This is a genomic window from Actinomycetota bacterium, from assembly GCA_040905475.1.
In the GTDB taxonomy this organism is placed as follows: domain Bacteria; phylum Actinomycetota; class AC-67; order AC-67; family AC-67; genus DATFGK01.
Map to the genome: position 1 here is coordinate 1 of JBBDRM010000095.1, position 19,065 is coordinate 19,065.

Here is a 19,065-nt window from a genome sequence, read left to right on the forward strand (position 1 = left end):
TCTTCGAGGCGCTGCCGGTGATCCGCCGTCACCTCGAGACGCTGAACGACGTCGGGCTTGGCTACATCAAGCTCGGGCAGCCGGCGCCGACGCTGTCGGGCGGCGAGGCGCAGCGCGTGAAGCTCGCGAGCGAGCTGTCGAAGCGCGCGACGGGCCGGACGGTGTACATCCTCGACGAGCCGACGACGGGCCTTCACTTCGAGGACATCTCGAAGCTGCTGGGGGTGCTCCAACGGCTCGTCGATGCCGGGAACACGGTGATCGTGATCGAGCACAACCTCGACGTCGTGAAGCAGGCGGACTGGATCATCGACCTCGGGCCGGAGGGCGGGAATCTCGGCGGCGAGATCGTTGCTCAAGGCACGCCCGAGGACGTCGCCGGCGTGACCCGGTCGTACACCGGCCGCTTCTTGCGAGAGGTGCTCGGCATTCACTCCCAAGAGGCCGAACCCGCCCAGCGGGCTAGTACGAACTGACGATTTTCGTTGGCCGGGCCTCAAGTCCCTTATCGCCGGCGCTCGAACGGTCGATGTATCCGGATGAGAACCGCGCCCAAAGTGTTGTGGTCCCAAGGATGAAGGCCCCGCCTCGGTGGGGCCGAGGGATGAAGGACAGGGCAACTGCGCGGCCTCATAATCGAAGACCATGTGGCGAGGGCGAGCCTGCGGGCTCGCCCTATCCTTTGATCCCGGTCTGCAACCTTCCAAGGGCCCCTATGCGTCCTAATCCGTCAGTGTCGACGACCACCTCGGACCGCTTCCGACGACGAGGGACCGGCTCCTCCCGGAAGAGCGGGTGCTGTTCTGGCACCTCAAGCCCGACGGCTTGGTGGGAGGATCGCCGATCCTGATCGTATGACGGATCCGAGAACGTGGGCGATCGTTTCCACGAGTTGGTCCGGCGCGCTGTGCACGTCGCTCCACGTGACATGCAAGACCCTCCAGCCGAGCGCGGTTAGCGCGTTACGGCGGGCGAGGTCGCGCGACCACCGAGTTCGACCGGAATGCCATCGGTAGCCCTCCGTCTCCACGGCGAGCCTCGCCTCCGGCCACGCGAAGTCGGCAACCGCGACCAGCCGACCGAACCCGCGGATCGGATGCTGGCAGATCGGGGCTGGGAGCCGTGCCCGGCGAACGAGGCTGAGGAACCTGGCCTCGAGCACGCTGTCGGAAACGGGGGATCCGTCGCGAGTGTCGAGCACCCGCTGCAACTTCTTGGCGCCGGCCCGTCCCCGGGAGCCTAGTTCCGCCAGGCGCCGGCGTAATCGCGGGATCGTCGTCAACCGGCGGCGAAGCGCGTCGTCGATCGCTTCCCCGAGAGGCTCCTCGCCGAGAACGGCGGCGATGTCGATCAGCGTCCGGGTCACGGTCGTGCTCGGGACCGCATCGATCGATGTCACGTCGACCCGGGCGAGGGCGCCAACTTGATGGACGACGACTCCACCGCGCCGTACGCGCCGCGACTTCGGAGCGCTGATCTCGACGGTCCCTTCCGGTATCCCGGGCAAGTGGACAAGCGCCCCAGCCGCCCGGTGCGAGGCGGCAGCGCCGTCCCCGGCCATGAGGCAAGCAGCGAGCAGATCCTGGCGCCATGATCGCGGGACCGCCGCCACCCGGTAAACGCCCCGATGGACGATCTCCCATGACGCCGTCGCGACCTTCCATTCCATGTGTCCCCGGGTCGCAGCGGATGCGAGCGCCTGGGCGCGCGAGAATACGCCGTGCTGCGACGCCGCCAAGCGGGCGATGCGCCGTTCCACGCGTTCTTCAGACGCTTCGCCGCGTAGTACCTGGTCCATCGTCTGAGGTAGTAACACGGGCTCACGGGGAACGGGATGGCGGCCGCCTGGTTCACCCGGATACCGGCCATCTTCTCGTTTCGCGCGCGGCTAACATGCACGGGTGAGCTCTCGCGCCGCCCGGTGGCCCAAGCCCAACGAGATCCCCGACCAGCCCGGCGCCTACCTTTTCAAGGACGCCCAGGGCCGGGTGGTCTACGTCGGGAAAGCGCTGTCGCTGCGCAGCCGGGTATCGAGCTATTTTCAGGACCCCGACGCCATGCACCCCCGGACCGCGGCGATGGTGGAGTCGGCCGCAGACGTCGAGTGGATCGTCGTCGCCAACGAGGTCGAGTCGCTCCACCTCGAGTACAACCTGATCAAAGCCCACAAGCCGCGGTTCAACGTTCGCTACCGCGATGACAAGTCCTATCCCTACCTCGCGATCACGTTCGACGAGGAGTACCCGCGAGCCATGGTGCTACGCGGGAAGAAGCGGAAGGGTGTGCGCTACTTCGGGCCGTTCGCGCACGCGTACGCGATCCGCGAGACGCTCGATCTTCTCCTGCGCACATTCCCGGTCCGCACCTGTTCGCAGGGCGTGTTCGACCGATGCCGGCGGATCAACCGGCCGTGCCTCTTCTACGACATCGGCAAGTGCGCCGCCCCATGCGTCGGTCACGTCGACACGGACCAGCACCGCCACATCGCCGAGGATCTCGTCTCCTTCCTCGAAGGCCGCTTCGAGCCCGTGCTGGAGCGCCTCGACGCCGACATGGGCCGCGCCTCCACAGACATGGAATACGAGCGCGCCGCGCGTCTGCGCGACCAGCTGGCCAGCGTACGCAAGGCGATCGAGAAGCAGGTCGTGGTCTCCGACCGGAACGAGAGCTTCGACGCCGTCGCGCTCGCCGAGGACGAGCTCGAAGCCGCTCTGCAGGTCTTCTTCGTACGCCACGGCCGGATGGTTGGTCGCAAAGGCTTCGTGGTGGACAAGGTCGAAGAGCTCGACACCCCGGCGCTCCTCGCGTCCTTCATCCGCGACCTCTACATGACCGAGGAGGAGATCCCGCGGGAGATCCTCGTCCCGGTGATCCCGGCCGACGCCGATCTGCTGAAGGCGTGGCTCGCAACGCGGCGGGGCGGCCGCGTCGAGTTCCGCGTCCCGCAGCGCGGCGAGAAGCGCACCCTGCTCGAGACCGTGGCGCAGAACGCCGGCGAGTCGTTCACGCAACACAAGCTCAAGCGCCGCTCGGACTTCGCCGCCCGCGCGAAGCAGCTCAACGCCCTGCAATCGGCGCTCGGACTTTCGGAGGCCCCGCTCCGCATCGAGTGCTTCGACATCTCCAACACCGGTCCCACCGAGGTCGTCGGCTCGATGGTCGTGTTCGAGGACGGGCTTCCGAAGCGGTCGGACTACCGCCGGTTCAAGATCAGAAGCGTCGAGGGCCAGGATGACTTCGCGTCGATGGCCGAGGTGATCCGCCGGCGATTCCTCCGCTATCTGTCCGAGCGCGATCAGCCGCTCGACAAGGCCCGCAAGTTCGCCTACCCACCGAACCTCGTCGTCGTCGACGGCGGGAAGGGACAGCTGAACGCCGCCCTCGGCGTGCTCGCGGAGCTCGGCGTCCAGGAGCTGACCGCCGTCGGCCTCGCGAAGCGCTTCGAGGAGGTCTACCTCCCGAATCAGGCGGATCCCGTCGATATCCCGCGAGGATCCGAAGCGCTCTACCTGCTCCAGCACATCCGCGACGAGGCGCACCGGTTCGCGATCACCTATCACCGCACCCTGCGCGGACGCAGGATCCGGGAGAGCGCCCTGGATCGCATCCCCGGCGTCGGGGAGGAACGCAAGAAACGCTTGCTGCGGACTTTCGGCTCGGTGCGCCGTATCCTTCAAGCGAGCGAGGAAGAGCTCGCCGAGGTGGTTCCGGCGTCGGTCGCGAAGAAGGTGCACGCGACGCTGCGAGGCCTGGAACTCCCAAAGGGAGGGGTCGAGCTGGAAGGCAACGGACGGCCGCGAGTGGGGGAGCGTTGATGGCGCGCACCGAGCCCCGCCGCGAGGACGTCCCCTCCGAGCTCCCCGACTTCACCATCATCACCGGGCTGTCGGGCGCCGGCCGGTCCGAGGCCTCGAAGGCGCTCGAGGATCTCGGCTACTTCGTGATCGACAACCTTCCGCCCGCGCTGATCGGCAAGATGGCCGACCTCGGTCAGGCGCCGGGCTCGCCGGCGCAGCACATCGCACTCGTCGTCGACGTCCGCGGCGGTCAGTTCTTCTCCGAGCTGACCGAAGCGTTGAAGGATCTCGCGCAACGCGGCGTCGACTATCGGATCCTCTTCCTCACCGCCGGCGATGACGTGCTCGTGCGCCGGTTCGAAGCGACCCGCCGGCGGCATCCGCTCGGCGAGCGGGTCGTCGACGGCATCGCGGCCGAACGCGCGCTGCTCGAGTCGATGCGCGCGCAGGCCGACCTCGTCATCGACACCAGCGACCTGACCGTCCACGATCTGCGCGATCGGATCGTCGGTGCGTTCTCCAAGTCCCCGCGCGAGACGCGCCTGCAGGTCACCGTCGTCTCGTTCGGCTACAAGTACGGCCTCCCCATGGACGCCGATGTGGTGCTGGACGTTCGATTCTTGCCGAATCCGCACTGGGTCGAGGAGCTTCGCCCGCTTCCCGGGACCGACACGCGGGTATCTGAATACGTGATGTCTCGCCAGGCGACCACCGACTTCTTGCTCCGCTTCGAGCAGATGCTCGAGGTGCTGATCCCCGGGTACCTGACCGAGGGGAAGCGGTACCTCACGGTCGCCATCGGCTGCACCGGCGGCCGCCACCGGTCGGTCGTCGTCGGCGAGGAGGTCGCCGAGATGCTGCGCGGTCGCGGGCTCCCGGTGGCCGTCGAGCACCGCGACATCGACCGCAGCTGAGCCGGCTTCGACCGCAGACATGACCGGTCCTCGTATCGTCTGCATCGGCGGCGGCCACGGCCTTTCCGCGGCGCTCGGCGCCGCCCGGCAGCTAACCGACGACGTCACCGCCGTCGTCACCGTCGCCGACGACGGCGGCTCATCGGGAGTCCTGCGCGACTGGCTGGGGATCCCGGCGCCCGGAGACCTGCGCATGGCGATCGCGGCTCTCGCCGGCGAGAGCCGCGCTCCTCCAATACCGCTTCTCGGAGGGGGATCTCGCCGGTCATCCGCTCGGCAATCTGCTGATCGCGGCGCTTTCCGACCTGCGCGGCGACTTCGTCGCGGCCGTGGACGAGGTCGCCGAGATCGCGGGCGTATTGGGTCGCGTCCTGCCGGCGACCTCGACCCCCGTACGGCTCCGCGCCCGGATGGGAGGACACGACATCCGTGGCCAGGTTTCGATCGCCACCGGGCCCGGCCCGGTCGAGCGCCTGTTCCTCGAGCCGGAGGATCCGCCGGCCGCCGAGGAGGCGGTGGAGGCGATCGAGACCTCGACGCTGACCGTGCTCGGCCCGGGCAGCCTCTTCACGAGCATCCTCGCGGCGCTTTTGGTGCCGGGGATCGGCGCCGCCCTCCCGCGCGCCGGTCGCGTGGCGCTGGTCCTGAACGCGGCGCAGCAGCTCGGCGAGACGGCGGGACTCGACGCCGCCGGTCACATCCGCGCGCTCGTCGAGCACATCCCGGGTCTGCGTCTGGATGCGGTGCTGGTGCACGAGGGTCCGCTTCCCGGCGTCGCAAGACCGCTGGTGACCGACGCGATCGAGCTCGGGTCGCTCCGCGCTCCGGTCGTGAGAGCCGACCTCATCGCGTCGGCCGCTCGTCACGACCCCGACAAGCTCGCTTCCGCGCTCAAGGGGCTGCTTTGAAAGGGAGAGGAGTCGGCTTCACGGATCGAGTGAAATCGGAGCTCGCGCGTCTCCAGGCGCCCCGGGCATGCTGTCGCCGGGCCGAGCTCGCCGCGATCCTCCGTTCCGCAGGCACATTCCATATCGCCGGCGGCCGGTTCGCGCTCGAGGTCGATGTCCCCGACGCCGGGATCGCGCGCAAGGTCTACTCGGGGCTCACGGCCGGGTTCGCGGAGCCGGCGGAGATCCGTATCCTCGAACCCGGCCGGGCGCGCCCGCGCCAGCGATTCGTGATCCGCGTGCAGGAGGCGGCGCTCGGCCCGTTCATCGATTCTGGAGTGCTCGACGGCGCCGGCCGCTTGCGCGCGGGCGTTCCGAGCAAGATCGTGTCGAGACGCTGCTGCGCAGGCGCCTATCTGCGCGGCGCCTTCCTGGCGCATGGGTCGGTCTCTGAGCCGCGTGCCCCGGTTCAGTTCGAGATCCGATCGCCCGACCAAGCCACCGCCGAAGGGATCGGCGGCCTCGCCGAGCGGGTCGGCTCGACCGGCCGCCTGCGCGAGCATCGCGGCGCCTTCGCCCTTTACGCGAAGGAGGGCGCCGCCGTCGGACGGCTTCTCGCCGCGATGGGCGCGCACAACGGCTACCTCGAGTGGGAGGAAGGATCCGTCTGGAAGAGCGTGCGCGGCGTCGCGAACCGCCTCGCGAACTGCGACGAGGCCAATGCGCGGCGTACCGCCCGGGCGGCGATGGTGCAACGGGCGTGGGCGGAGCGCGCGCTCGCGCGCTTCGGCGAGGAGGGCCTCCCTCCGGCGGTGCGTGAGGTCGTGTATCTGCGACTGACGAATCCCGAAGCCTCGATGGAAGAGCTCGGCCGCCTGTGCCGGCCGCCGATCACCAAGCCGGCCGTGGCCGGTCGCCTGCGGCACCTTGGAAGGCTCGCTGAGGAGCTGGTTGGATAGGCTAGAGACCGCACATCATCGGAATCCGCGGGAGGTCGCTCCATGGCGTTGAAGGTCGGTATCAACGGCTTCGGCAGGATCGGACGCAACTTCTTCCGCGCGGTGCGCAAGCGCGGGGCGGACCTCGAGATCGTGTCCGTCAACGACATCACCGAGTCCGCCGTCCTCGCTCATCTGCTGAAGTACGACTCGGTGCTCGGCGTCCTCGATGCCGAGGTTAAAGCCACCGGCGACGGGATCGCCGTGGACGGCAAGGAACTCCGCGTCACCGCCGAGCGCGACCCCGCGAACCTTCCGTGGAAAGACCTCGGCGTCGACGTAGTGATCGAATCGACCGGGCTGTTCACCGACCGGGAGAAGGCCGCGAAGCACCTCGACGCCGGCGCGCGCAAGGTCGTCATCAGCGCCCCCGCGAAGGGCGAGGACATCACGATCGTGATGGGTGTGAACGATGGCGACTACGACCCGGCCAAGCACAGCGTGATCTCCAACGCGTCCTGCACGACGAACTGCGTGGTTCCACTCGCGAAGGTCCTGCACGACGCTTTCGGCATCGAGCGCGGTTTCATGACCACGGTTCACGCCTACACCAACGACCAGAACCTGCTCGACCTGCCGCACAAGGATCTCCGTCGCGGTCGCGCCGCCGCCATCAACATCGTTCCGTCCTCAACGGGCGCAGCGAAGGCGACCTCGCTCGCGATGCCCGAGATGAAAGGGCGTCTGGACGGCACCGCGCTTCGTGTGCCGGTTCCCGACGGCTCGATCACCGATCTGGTGTGCATCCTGAACCGGGACGCCACGATCGACGACGTCAACCACGCGTACCTCGAGGCCTCGCAAGCCGGCAGCCTCAAGGGCTACTTGCAGTACACGGAGGATCCGATCGTGTCGAGCGACATCGTCGGAAATCCGCACTCGTGCATCTTCGACTCGAAGCAGACGATGGCGAACGGCAACTTCGTCAAGGTGATGGGCTGGTACGACAACGAGTGGGGCTACTCGAACCGGCTCGTAGACCTGGTCACCAAGATCGGCGCTTCTCTCTAGCGCGGACGCTGTGAAGCTCCGCACCATCGACGACATCGACGTCGCCGGCAAAGACGTGCTGCTGCGCGCCGACTTCAACGTCCCGTTGTCGAAGCAGGACGGGTCGATCGCGGACGATCTGCGGATCCGAGCGACCCTCCCGACGATCGAAGAGCTGTTCGAACGGGGAGCCGGGCGCATCGTCGTCTGCTCGCATCTCGGCCGGCCGAAAGGGAAACCGGACCCCACGTACTCGCTCGCGCCGGTGGCCGCTCGCCTCGGGCAGCTGCTCGGCGAGGACGTGCCGCTCTGCGCGTCGCCGACAGGGCCGGTTCCGGAAGTCTCGCGCGTCGTGCTCCTGGAGAATCTGCGGTTCGACCCGGGGGAGGAGTCGAACGATCGTGCGTTCGCCGCGCGCCTCGCCGCACTCGCGGACGTCTACGTGAACGACGCGTTCGGCGCCGTGCACCGCGCGCACGCGAGCGTCGTCGCCGTGGCGCAGCTCTTGCCGGCGGCCGCAGGAAGGCTCCTGGAGAAGGAGGTGGCGGTCCTCTCCAAGCTCTTGACGGAGCCGGAGCGGCCGTTCGTCGCCGTCGTCGGCGGCGCGAAGGTCTCGGACAAGCTCAGGGTGCTCGAGCGCCTGCTCGATCTGGTCGACGGGCTGTTGATCGGCGGCGGCATGTCTTTCACGTTCCTCGCGGCCAAGGGATACGGCGTGGGCAAGTCCTTGCTCGAGCCCGATCAGGTGCCCGTCGTCGCCGAGCTCATGCGCGACGCAGGCGACAAGATCGCCGTCCCGACAGACATCGTCGTCGCGCGCGCGCCCGAGCCCGGCGTCGAGAAGCGGGTCGTCGCCGCCGATCAGATCCCCGCCGAGCTCGCCGGCTTCGACATCGGCAAGGAGACCTGCCGCGCGTACGTCGACGCGATCCGCGCCGCAAGGACGGTCTTCTGGAACGGCCCGATGGGCGTGTTCGAGGTCGACGACTTCGACGCCGGCACGCGCGCCATCGCCGCGGCGATCGCGAAGAGCGACTGCTATTCGGTCATCGGCGGGGGTGACAGCGCGGCCGCGCTGCGCAAGTTCGGCTACGCGGACGAGGTCTCGCACATCTCGACCGGCGGCGGCGCCTCGCTCGAGTTCCTCGAAGGCAAAGACCTGCCGGGGCTCGTCCCGCTCCGGAGGGGGTAGTATCCGCCGCCATGGCCCGAAAGCCGATCATCGCCGGCAACTGGAAGATGAACCTCAACCACCTCGAGGCCATCGCGCTCGTCCAGAAGCTCCACTACAACCTGCGTCCCCAGGACTACGACGCGGTCGACGTCGTCGTGTGCCCGGCCTTCCCGGCGTTGCGCAGCGTCCAGACGCTGATCGAGGGCGACCGGATCCCGATGGCGCTCGGCGCGCAGAACTGCCACTGGGAGGACAAGGGAGCGTACACGGGCGAGGTGTCGCCGCCGATGCTCGCCCGACTCAAGTGCTCGTTCGTCATCGTCGGTCATTCCGAGCGGCGCCAGCACTTGGGTGAGACGGACGAGATCGTGAACCGCAAAGCGAAAGCGGTCATCCGCAACGAGATGACTCCAATCGTGTGCGTCGGTGAGACCCTGGACGAGCGCGAGGCCGATCGCACCGAAGAGGTGGTCGGCACGCAGATCCGCGCGTCGCTGGCGGGCATCTCCGGAGAGGCGCTCGCCGGCGTCGTGGTTGCCTACGAGCCTATCTGGGCGATCGGGACCGGCCGCACCGCTCAAGCATCCGACGCCAACGCCGTCATCGGATTCATCCGACGGACGGTCGCCGAGATCAGCGACCGGCCGACCGCGGATGCGATCCGGATCCAGTACGGCGGCAGCGTCAACGCCGGCAACATCGCAGCGATCATGGCCGAGCCCGAGATCGACGGCGCGCTCGTCGGCGGTGCGAGCCTCGACGCAGAGGACTTCGCGCTCGTCGTTCGCTACCGCGGCTAGCCGACCGCGGACCGCGGCCGAACGGTCGCGCAATCTCAGCCGTTCGCCCGGCCGTATACCAGTACGGCGGGGCGCTCGGCCCTCACGTTCAAGCGCGCATACGGCCTGGTAGATGCGGGACTGCGTTGCTTTGGGTGCTTTGGGCTGCATGGTATAGTCGCCCCCGGTTTCCGGTGGGGAGGGAGGGTTCATGGTAAGGAAATACGGCAAGATCCTCGTGTTCATGACCATCCTCACGCTCGCGGCAGCGGCGTGTGGTGGCGATGGTGACGGAGAGCCAACGGGACAGGTCGGCGGTAGCGTCGTAGCCGGCCTCGGCGATCCGGGCGACCTGGATCCGGCGTACTGCGGCACGACGACGTGCGCCGAGCCGGTTGGTCTTCTGTTCGACTCGCTTCTTTCCTACAGCCCGCGCACTGCGGAGCTGGAGAAGAAGGGCGCCGCATCCGACTACAAGGTGAGCGCCGACGCGACGTCGGTCACGTTCACGCTTCGTCAGGGCGCTACGTTCCACAGCGGTGAGCCGGTCACGGCCGAATCGTTCATCCGCGGGTTCAACCGCATCGCCGTCGTGAAGAAGGACGTCACGCCTTCCGAGCTGTCGTTCCACTTCGCCGGCATCAAGGGCTTCGACGACGCGCAGGCGGGTAAGGCAACCAGCCTCGCGGGCGTGAGGCAGGGCGCGAACGACCACGAGCTGGTCGTCGAGCTCGACGCTCCGAACGCTGAGTTCGTCATCCGCACCGGTCACCAGGCCTTCTCGCCGGTGCCGAAGTCGGCCGACGGCGCAGACGGCAAGCCGTCCAAGACGTTCACCGTGAACCCGGACGGCAACGGCCCCTATCAGATGGATGGGGAGTACAAGCGCGAAGCGGGACTCAAGGTCAAGCGCTGGAGCGGGTACACCGGCACCCCGAAGGGCTTCCTCGACTCGATCGAATGGAAGGTCTTCGTGGGCGACCAGGCCCTGCAGAACCAGTACCTCGAGTTCCAGGCCAACACCCTCGATTCGGGTGACGTCCCGCCGGAGTCGTACGCGGACGCCGACGCGAAGTTCGGCAGGGCGTTCGTCCAGCAGCCCGGCCCGATCCTCACGTACCTGACGGCGAACACGACCAACTCGATCACGGGCAACGCGAAGTTCCGGCAGGCCGTCTCCATGGCGATCAACCGGGCGGACATCGTGAAGGCCGTGTTCAACGACCAGCGTGTCCCGGCGACCAGCATCATCCCGCCGCTCACGTTCGGGCATCGCGAAGGAGTCTGTGACTTCTGCGAGTTCAACCTCGAGAAGGCGAAGACGCTCCTCACAGAGTCCGGTGTCGACGTCTCCAAGCTCCGGCTCGACCTTCCGTTCAACGCGGACGGCGGGCACGGCACCTGGATGGCGGCGGTTCAGGCACAGCTCAAGGCCAATCTCGGCATCACGGCCCGGCTGGTCCCGATCGCGTCGTTCGACGACTACACGGGTTCGGGCAAGGACAAGTACCTGAACTCGAAGTTCCTCGAGGTTCCGGCGTTCGCCCGCCTCGGTTGGGCGCAGGACTACCCGACGCCGGACAACTGGCTCAACCCGCTGTTCGTGTCCACCTCAGGGGACAACCACAGCAAGTACAACAACCCCGCAGTGGACAAGCTGATCGCCGATGCTCAGCGCACGCTGAACAACTCGGAACGGTTGAAGCTGCAACAGCAGGCTGAGGACGCGATCATCGCGGATATGCCGATCATCCCGATGTTCTACTCGAAGTCGGCGCTGACGTATAACGCGACGAAGTTCGCGTCGCCGTTCACCGTCGAGCTTCAGTACGGGTACCCGGCGTGGGAGCTCGTGTCGCTGAAGGCTGCCTAGCCACCAGCTTCGGGGTTACACTTGGAACGGGGAGCCTGCCCTTCGGGGCAGGCGCCCCGTTCCTCGCCTAACGAGAGGGATTGGGGATGAACCGCTACATCATCCGCAGGCTCCTGCAGATGATCCCGGTCGTCATCGGAACGGTCATCCTCCTCTACCTCGCCATGTACGTGCTCCCCGGGGATCCCGTGCAGGCCCTCGTCGGCGAGCGGGCCACCAGTGAAGAGTTCCGCGACGCCGTCATCGAGAAGTATGGGTTGAACGATCCGCTCCCGGTTCGGATCGGCCGCTACTTGAACAACCTGGTCCATTTCGACTTCGGCGAGTCCTCGGTCACCCGCCAGCCGGTCTGGGAGATCATCAAGGAGAAGGTGCCCGTGTCCTTCCGGCTGGCCATAGCCGGATCTTTCTTCCTGGTCGTGTTGGGCCTCAGCACCGGGATGATCTCGGCGGTGAAGAAATACTCGATTGCGGATGCGAGCGTCACGCTCAGCGCGATCATCCTGGTGAGCATCCCCGTATTCGTTCTCGGCGTGCTCCTTCAGATAATGGCCCTGAAGACCAAGGGCACCCTCGGGTTACCCATCACGGGTCTTACCACCTGGAAGCACTACATCTTGCCCGGATTCGTGGTTGCCTCGGTGTCCATGGCGTACGTCGCGCGCCTGCAGCGGACCACCCTGCTCGAGACGCTCGAGACGGATTACGTTCGAACCGCTCGCGCGAAAGGGCTGCGGGAACGACGAGTCATCGTCAATCACGCGTGGCGGAACTCGATCATCCCGGTCGTGACCTACCTGGGCGTCGACATCGGCACGCTCATCGGTGGCGCGATCCTCACCGAGACGGTGTTCAACATCCCAGGCCTCGGACGCCAGCTTGCTTCGTCGATCCAGTCGAAGGACAACCAGGTTGTGCTGGGCATTTCGATATTCGTGGTCTTCGTGTACCTGGTCGCGAACCTCATCGTCGACCTGTTATATGCGGTCATCGATCCCCGGATCCGGTACGACTAGGAGGCACTGTGAGCATCTCCGCTCCGGATATTGAGCTCCAAGCTCACCCGTCGGCGGCCGGCGACGAGGTCGCGAGCCTCAAGGGTGAGGCGTGGCGCCGGTTGCGCAAGAACCGGCTGGCCGTCGCGGGAATCGTGATCATCGCGGTCATCACGCTGTCGGCGATCTTCGCCGATGTGATCGCTACTCAGCCGACCGACGGCTTCGTCGCCGCCGACGCGCGTCAGGGTCCGAGCGCACGCCACTGGTTCGGGACCGACCAGCTCGGCCGGGACATGTTCAGCCGCGTCGTCCACGGCGCGCGATTCTCGCTCATCGTCGGTTTCACCGTCGTCGGGATGATCCTGCTCGTCGGCCTTACGGTCGGCGGCATCGCCGGCTACTACGGGGGCGTCGTCGACTCGATCATGTCGCGTCTCATCGACGTGTTTCTCGCGTTCCCCTATCTGGTCGGTGCGCTGATCTTGGTCACGGCGTTGGGGAAGAGCAAGTTCGCCTTGGTGATCGCTTTAGCGTCTCTCGCGTGGGTAACGATCGCCCGGCTGTTTCGCGGGAGCGTCATTGCGATCAGGAACTCCGAGTTCGTCGACGCCGCTCGGGCGCTCGGAGCCGGGAACGCGAGGATCCTCTTCCGACACGTCTTTCCGAACGCCGTGACCCCTACCCTCGTTTATGCCTGTGCTCTGGTCGGCTCGGTGGTTATCAGTGAGGCGGCGCTCACGTACTTGGGCGCGGGCCTGTCGGAACCGGAAGCGTCCTGGGGGTTGATGATCCGGAACGGTCAGTCCTACCTCACCACCGAGCCGTACATGGTCCTGTTCCCGGGCTTGGCACTTACGCTGACCGTGCTCGGATTCGTGCTCCTGGGCGACGGGCTCCGGGACTCCCTCGACCCGCGCCTCCGGTAACCGTGGCGCTGTCGATCGAGCCCGAACCGCAGCCGTCCAAGGGTCATCTCCTGGAGGTCGAGGACCTCCGGACGTCCTTCCACACGCCATCCGGCATCGTGAAAGCGGTCGACGGCGTGTCGTTCTCGCTGGAGGCAGGAAAGACCCTCGCGATCGTCGGCGAGTCCGGGTCCGGAAAGACGGTCACCGTCCTCTCGATCATGGGCCTCATCGCGAAAGGCACCGGCAGGGTCGAATCGGGAACGGCGATGTTCAAAGGGCGCGATCTGCTCAGGCTGATGCCGGAGGAGGTCCGGCATGTGCGGGGCAAGGAGATCGCGATGATCTTCCAGGACCCCCTCACGGCACTGAACCCCGTCCATAGGATCGGCAACCAGATCATCGAGATGATCCGCGCCCACGAGGACGTTTCGAAGGTCGTCGCGCGGAAGCGCGCCATCGAGCTGCTCGCGACCGTCGGTATCCCGAACCCCGGCGAACGGATACGGATGTATCCGCACGAGTTCTCGGGCGGGATGCGTCAGCGCGCGATGATCGCGATGGCCCTCGCGCTCAACCCGGCGATCCTGATCGCGGACGAGCCGACGACCGCGTTGGACGTGACGGTGCAGGCCCAGATCATCGACCTGCTTCAAGGGTTGCAGCGAGACTTCGGGATGGGGCTCATCCTCATCACCCACGATCTCGGTATCGTCGCGCAGGTCGCGGACGACATCCTGGTGATGTACGCGGGACGGATGGCTGAGCGCGGCAAGCCCGAGGAGATCTTCTACCGCCCGCAGCACCCGTACACGTGGGGCCTTCTCGGCAGCATCCCGCGACAAGAAGCAGGAAGCGAGCAGACCCGTCTCATCAACATCCCCGGCATGCCGCCGTCGCTGATGCGCGTCCCGTCGGGATGCCCGTTCCACCCCCGTTGCCATTTCCGCTTCGAGCCGTGTGACAAGGAGCGTCCGGAGCTCGAGTTCCGGGGCGAGCATGAGGATGCGTGCTTCCTCGCTCCGGATGCGAAGGACGCCGGCCGTGCTGAGATCCTCGGGGTGAAGGCTTGAACGGGACGCCCCTCATCGAGGTTCGGAACCTCGTGAAATGGTTCCCGATCACGCGAGGTATCGTGTTCAAGAAGACGATCGGCCACGTCCACGCGGTCGACGACGTCAGCTTCGACATCTTCGAGGGTGAGACGCTCGGCCTGGTGGGGGAGACGGGTTGCGGTAAGACCACGACCGGACGGCTGGTGCTGCGCTTGCTGGCGCCCACCTCCGGGACGATCCGGTTCAGGGGTCGGGACATCACACACTTGTCCGCGAAGCAGTTAAGGCCGCTGCGACGAGAGATCCAGATCATCTTCCAGGACCCCTTCGCGAGCCTCGACCCCCGGATGACCGTCGGCACGATCATCGGCGAGCCGCTGACGATCCACCACCTCGCGGACGGAGCCGCGGCACGCCGACGCGTTCAAGAGCTGATGGAGCGGGTTGGTCTCAATCCCGACCGGCACAACCGGTATCCCCACGAGTTCTCCGGTGGCCAGCGGCAACGCGTCGGGATCGCCCGAGCGCTCGCCGTCGAGCCGAAGTTGATCGTGTGCGACGAGCCCGTCAGCGCGCTCGACGTGTCGATCCAGGCGCAGATCATCAACCTCCTGCACGATCTGCAGGAGGAGCTGAAGCTCACGTATCTCTTCATCGCACACGACCTTTCGGTCGTCCGGCATGTCAGCGATCGCGTCGCGGTGATGTACCTGGGCAAGATCGTCGAGATCGCGCGCGGTTCCGACCTCTATCGCTCGGCCCGGCATCCGTACACGGGCGCGCTGCTCTCGGCGATCCCGTCACCCGATCCGATCATCGCGCGCGAGCACAAGCGGATCCCGCTCCGAGGGGACGTTCCCTCGCCGGTCAACCCGCCGGCGGGGTGCCGCTTCCATCCCCGCTGCCCCGTCGCCGCCGCGAACCCCGACGAGCGGATGGCGACCTGCTCGACCGTCGTTCCCGAGCTGACCGACATGGGAACCGACCACATCGCGGCCTGCCACTACCCGTTGGCGCCGACCGAGGCCGCCGCGATCACCGGCATCTCGGCCGATACGCCCCTGACGAAGGGCACGAAGACTCGCAAGGCTTCGCGACCCAAGGCGAGAGATTAGGCTGAACGGATCCTCATGCCGTCACGTCGCTGGATTCGTGCTGCGCTCGGTCTGAGCCTCTTCCTCGCCGGCTCGGCCTGTACCGACTCGCAACCCCCACCAACCCGCGGCGGCTCCATCCGCGTTGAAGGCGAGGAACCCGGCTCGCTCGACCCCGCGCACGCCGAAGACGCATCCGAGACCCGGATCGTGCGGAATCTGTTCCGCGGGTTGGTTCGGTTCGACGAGCACCGGGGTTCGCTTCAGCGCGCGTCGGCTTCCGAGTGGGAGATCAGCTCGGACGCCGTCACGTTCGTCTTCTACCTCCGGCGCGACAACAAGTTCTCGAACGGCGAGCCGGTGCGCGCGGAGAACTTCGTCCGCGCCTTCGAGCGTGCCACCGCTCCGGCGGAATCATCGCCGGTGGCGCCGCTGTTCTCAGAGATCCTCGGGTACCGCGAACGGCACATAACCGGGGCCTCGCCGGACCTGGCCGGCGTGGACGCGCTCGACGAGTACACGCTCCGGATCAGGCTCTCCGCCCCCGACGCCGAGTTCATCAGCAAGCTGGCGCATCCCGCCTTCTCACCGGTTCCCTCGGACGCAACGATGCTCTCGCGGCAGCCCACGTGGGCCGAAGCCCCGATCGGCAACGGTCCCTGGCAGCTGAAGGAGCCGTGGAAGCACAACGAGTCGATCGTTCTCGAGCCGAACCCGATGTACACCGGCCCGGACAAGCCCAACCTCTCGGAGGCGGTTTTCGTGTTGCTGGACGACGTCAACGTCTCCTACGAGCAGTGGCTCGCCGGCAACGTCGACTGGACGAGCATCCCCGCCGAGCGGATGAACGAGGTCCGTTCGCAGAACCCCGATCAGACGGTTACCGGCGTGACGCCCCGATTGGTGTTCCTCGCGGCGCTTGGGACGCCGCCGACGAACGTCAAGGAGTTCCGGCACGCGCTCTCCCTGGCGATCGATCGGCCGACGATCGCGCGAAGCGACACCTGGGGCGGGCTGGCCGCCTCCGCAACCGGCGTGATCCCGCCGGGCGTTCCGGGTTACCAGCGGCCGAACAACGAAGGGATCGGGGCGTGTCCATCGTGCCGGTTCGACCTCGCCGAGGCACGCAGGATCTTGACGGTTTCCAAGGTTCGGTTGCCGAAGACGCTCGAACTGAACTTCACGCCGGTCGGCAATCAGAGCCGCTGGGTGGACGCGATCGCGCGCAGCTGGAAGCAGAACCTCGGGATCACTAGTCAGACGACGAGCATCCGGCCGTTCAGCGACTACGTCGACGTGCTGCACAAGGCACAGCTGAGTGGATTCGCCGCGTTCGAGATCGCGATGACCATGTCCTCCCCGGACTCGCTGCTCTACACGCTGTTCCACAGCTCATCCGTCGGACAGCTCAACCTCGGTCGCTACAAGAGCGCCGATGCCGACCGGCTGCTCGCCGCCGCACGCGGCGAGCGGGACACCGCTGCCCGCATCGAGCTGTACCAGCAGGCTGAGGCCCGGATCCTTCAGGATCTGCCGATCATCCCTTTGTGGTGGCTGACCGAGATCCGACTGGCCCGTCTCTCCAAGTTCGATGGGCTCGAGATGGACCTGTACGGAGATCCGACCATCACGACCGCGTTCCTGAAGCCATCCGAGTAGGCCTTCCTCGATGATGCGCGCGCGCTTCCTCCTGGTGCTCGCGCTCGCGTTCGGGGCGGCATCGTGCACTCAGGACGGCTCGAACCCGCCGGAGCCCGGCGGCGTCCAGACGCCTCCACGATCCGGCGGGACGCTCCGGGTGCTCCTGGCGGAGGACGTCGACGCGCTCGATCCCCAGCGCGCGGCGCACCCGGCCGCCTGGGGGCTGCTGCGTGCGATGCATCGTGGTCTCATGGCGTTCCCCGCCGAAGCGGCGCCGGGGGGCTCGCGTCCGGTGCCCGACCTGGCCGAAAGCGCGCCGGCCGTCTCGCCCGACGGGCTCCGCTACGAATTCAAGCTCCGGGAGGGCTCGGCGTTCGGCGCGCCGGCCGCGCGGCCGATCGTCGCCGCCGACGTGAAAGCCGGGCTCGAGCGCGCGATCTCCGCAGGGTCGCCGATCGCCGGCTATCTCCGCGTGATCGCGGGGGCGGACGCGTTCGCGGCCAGACGTGCGACCGGAATCTCGGGGGTGACGACGCCGGACGCTCGAACCGTGGTGATCACGCTTGCGCGACCGGTCAACGACCTGCTGTGGCTGCTGGCAACGCCCGCCGCGAGCGCGGTTCCGCCCGGACTTCCGCCGGTTACGGCGCCCGACAAGATCTCGGCTTCCGGGCCGTACCAGCTCGACGAGGGCGGCTACAAAGCCGAGCGGAGCATCACCCTGGTGCGGAACATTTCCTGGAACAAGGACTCCGATCCGGTGCGCGCGGCTTGGGTCGACGGCATCTCGGTCGAGATCGGTGTCTCGCCGGACGAGATCCAGAAGCGTCTGCTCGCCGGGCAAGCCGATCTTTCCGGCGACGTTGGACCGGGGGCGGTTCCGGGGGTTCCGGCGGAGCGCCTCGTGCGGGCGCCCAGCGGCTGTCTTCGCTACCTCTTCATGAATGTTCGGGTCGCGCCCTTCACGCGGCCCGTCCGTGTGGCGGTGGCGGCCGCGCTGCCTCGCGCGACGATCGCCGCCTCCTACGCGGGCTCGGCGGTGGCGGCCGGGGCGATCCTGCCTCCAACGGTGGACGGACACGATCCGGGACGGGTCGCGCCCTCGCCCGACCCTGCCGCCGCGAAGTCGGCGCTCGCCGCGGCGGGCCGGCCGAACGGATTCGCGACCCGGCTCGTCGTCGGTGATCAGTTCATCGATCGGGCGCACGCGGCGGCCGTGCGCGCGGCGCTCGCGGCCGCCGGCGTTCGGGTAGACATCCGGACGATCCCGATCGCCAGCCTCTACGAGGATCAGTACGAGGTTCCGTCTGCTCGGGTGCCGATGGGCATCGCGACGTGGTGCGCGGACTGGCCGGGCCTCGGCGGGCGGGGCGCGCTCGCGCCGCTCGTCGACGGACGGACGATCGCCGGACGTGGGAACACCAACTATTCGGGCATCGCAGATCCGAGCCTGCACGCGCTGCTGGACGCCGCTGCTGCGGAGCGGGATCCGACGGTCGCGGCCGAGCGGTGGCGGGCGGCAGACGACGAGGCGCAGCGGCAGGCGACGGTGGTGCCGCTCGCGTTCCCGTCCGAAGCTTCGCTCCTCGGGGCCGACGTCCGCGGCTTCGTTCCACACCCGTATTTCCTGCGTGGAGACCTGACGGCGGTGTGGCTCGACCGGCCCTGAGGGGCTGCCGCGACTTCCGAGGTCCTCCGGTAGACTGTGCCGAACCTACTGAGAAAGGACCGCTTGTGACGCCCGTTATCCTCGTCATCCAGATCGCATCCGCCGTCCTACTGATCCTTTTCATCCTGCTGCACGCCGGCCGCGGCGGCGGTCTCTCCGAGATGTTCGGCGGCGGCATGTCGGGGTCGGGAGGGTCGACGGTTGTTGAGAAGAACCTTGACCGCATCACCGTCATCACGGCGGTCGTCTTCATCGTCACCACCATCGCGCTCCATTTCCGTATCCGGTAGC

16 protein-coding genes and 1 pseudogene are annotated in these 19,065 nt (G+C 67.3%); 16 read left to right on the forward strand and 1 reads right to left on the reverse strand.

The features are described from left to right. A partial coding sequence (locus WEB06_10425; GenBank protein ID MEX2556038.1) for an excinuclease ABC subunit A occupies positions 1 to 476 on the forward strand: 476 nt, incomplete at its 5' end. A 335-nt stretch (positions 477 to 811) separates the two neighbouring features. On the opposite strand, the gene WEB06_10430 is transcribed toward WEB06_10425, so the two are convergent. Next, positions 812 to 1,798, reverse strand: a complete 987-nt coding sequence (locus WEB06_10430; protein ID MEX2556039.1) for a DUF559 domain-containing protein — start codon at positions 1,796 to 1,798, stop codon at positions 812 to 814. 103 nt (positions 1,799 to 1,901) lie between these two features. Between WEB06_10430 and uvrC the strand changes: the two genes are divergently transcribed. The 15 genes and pseudogenes from uvrC to secG all read left to right on the forward strand — a co-directional run bounded on the left by uvrC (position 1,902) and on the right by secG (position 19,064). Next, positions 1,902 to 3,815, forward strand: a complete 1,914-nt coding sequence (uvrC, locus tag WEB06_10435; protein MEX2556040.1) for an excinuclease ABC subunit UvrC — start codon at positions 1,902 to 1,904, stop codon at positions 3,813 to 3,815. Then, on the forward strand, positions 3,815 to 4,711 hold the full coding sequence (gene rapZ / locus WEB06_10440) for an RNase adapter RapZ (protein MEX2556041.1): 897 nt from the start codon (positions 3,815 to 3,817) through the stop codon (positions 4,709 to 4,711). Before uvrC ends, rapZ begins: the two co-directional genes overlap by 1 nt. A 19-nt stretch (positions 4,712 to 4,730) precedes the next feature. Then, positions 4,731 to 5,619 (forward strand): annotated as a pseudogene (yvcK, locus tag WEB06_10445) (uridine diphosphate-N-acetylglucosamine-binding protein YvcK). 29 nt (positions 5,620 to 5,648) lie between these two features. Further along, positions 5,649 to 6,557 carry a DNA-binding protein WhiA gene (whiA, locus tag WEB06_10450; protein MEX2556042.1) on the forward strand — a complete coding sequence of 303 codons (909 nt, stop codon included), beginning with the start codon at positions 5,649 to 5,651 and terminating at the stop codon, positions 6,555 to 6,557. A gap of 42 nt (positions 6,558 to 6,599) precedes the next feature. Continuing rightward, positions 6,600 to 7,607, forward strand: a complete 1,008-nt coding sequence (gene gap, locus WEB06_10455) for a type I glyceraldehyde-3-phosphate dehydrogenase (protein ID MEX2556043.1) — start codon at positions 6,600 to 6,602, stop codon at positions 7,605 to 7,607. 10 nt (positions 7,608 to 7,617) lie between these two features. After that, the gene (locus tag WEB06_10460) at positions 7,618 to 8,778 is read left to right on the forward strand and encodes a phosphoglycerate kinase (GenBank protein ID MEX2556044.1); all 1,161 of its coding nucleotides are present in this window, start codon (positions 7,618 to 7,620) and stop codon (positions 8,776 to 8,778) included. Positions 8,779 to 8,789: 11 nt separating this feature from the next. After that, the gene (tpiA, locus tag WEB06_10465; protein MEX2556045.1) at positions 8,790 to 9,560 is read left to right on the forward strand and encodes a triose-phosphate isomerase; all 771 of its coding nucleotides are present in this window, start codon (positions 8,790 to 8,792) and stop codon (positions 9,558 to 9,560) included. A 190-nt stretch (positions 9,561 to 9,750) separates the two neighbouring features. Beyond that, positions 9,751 to 11,412, forward strand: a complete 1,662-nt coding sequence (locus tag WEB06_10470; protein ID MEX2556046.1) for an ABC transporter substrate-binding protein — start codon at positions 9,751 to 9,753, stop codon at positions 11,410 to 11,412. 86 nt (positions 11,413 to 11,498) lie between these two features. Further along, on the forward strand, positions 11,499 to 12,428 hold the full coding sequence (locus WEB06_10475; GenBank protein MEX2556047.1) for an ABC transporter permease: 930 nt from the start codon (positions 11,499 to 11,501) through the stop codon (positions 12,426 to 12,428). A gap of 8 nt (positions 12,429 to 12,436) precedes the next feature. Further along, the gene (locus WEB06_10480; GenBank protein ID MEX2556048.1) at positions 12,437 to 13,336 is read left to right on the forward strand and encodes an ABC transporter permease; all 900 of its coding nucleotides are present in this window, start codon (positions 12,437 to 12,439) and stop codon (positions 13,334 to 13,336) included. Positions 13,337 to 13,338: 2 nt separating this feature from the next. After that, positions 13,339 to 14,388 (forward strand): ABC transporter ATP-binding protein, encoded by a 1,050-nt coding sequence (locus WEB06_10485; protein MEX2556049.1) that lies wholly within the window; start codon positions 13,339 to 13,341, stop codon positions 14,386 to 14,388. Further along, entirely contained in the window at positions 14,385 to 15,485 is a 1,101-nt protein-coding gene (locus tag WEB06_10490; GenBank protein ID MEX2556050.1) for an ABC transporter ATP-binding protein, read from the forward strand. The genes WEB06_10485 and WEB06_10490 overlap by 4 nt, the downstream gene beginning before the upstream one ends. A 15-nt stretch (positions 15,486 to 15,500) precedes the next feature. Then, positions 15,501 to 17,123 carry a peptide ABC transporter substrate-binding protein gene (locus tag WEB06_10495; protein MEX2556051.1) on the forward strand — a complete coding sequence of 541 codons (1,623 nt, stop codon included), beginning with the start codon at positions 15,501 to 15,503 and terminating at the stop codon, positions 17,121 to 17,123. A 10-nt stretch (positions 17,124 to 17,133) separates the two neighbouring features. Continuing rightward, complete coding sequence (locus WEB06_10500) at positions 17,134 to 18,774, forward strand: ABC transporter substrate-binding protein (protein MEX2556052.1); 1,641 nt, start codon at positions 17,134 to 17,136, stop codon at positions 18,772 to 18,774. A gap of 65 nt (positions 18,775 to 18,839) precedes the next feature. After that, on the forward strand, positions 18,840 to 19,064 hold the full coding sequence (gene secG / locus WEB06_10505; protein MEX2556053.1) for a preprotein translocase subunit SecG: 225 nt from the start codon (positions 18,840 to 18,842) through the stop codon (positions 19,062 to 19,064). Position 19,065: the final 1 nt, after the last annotated feature.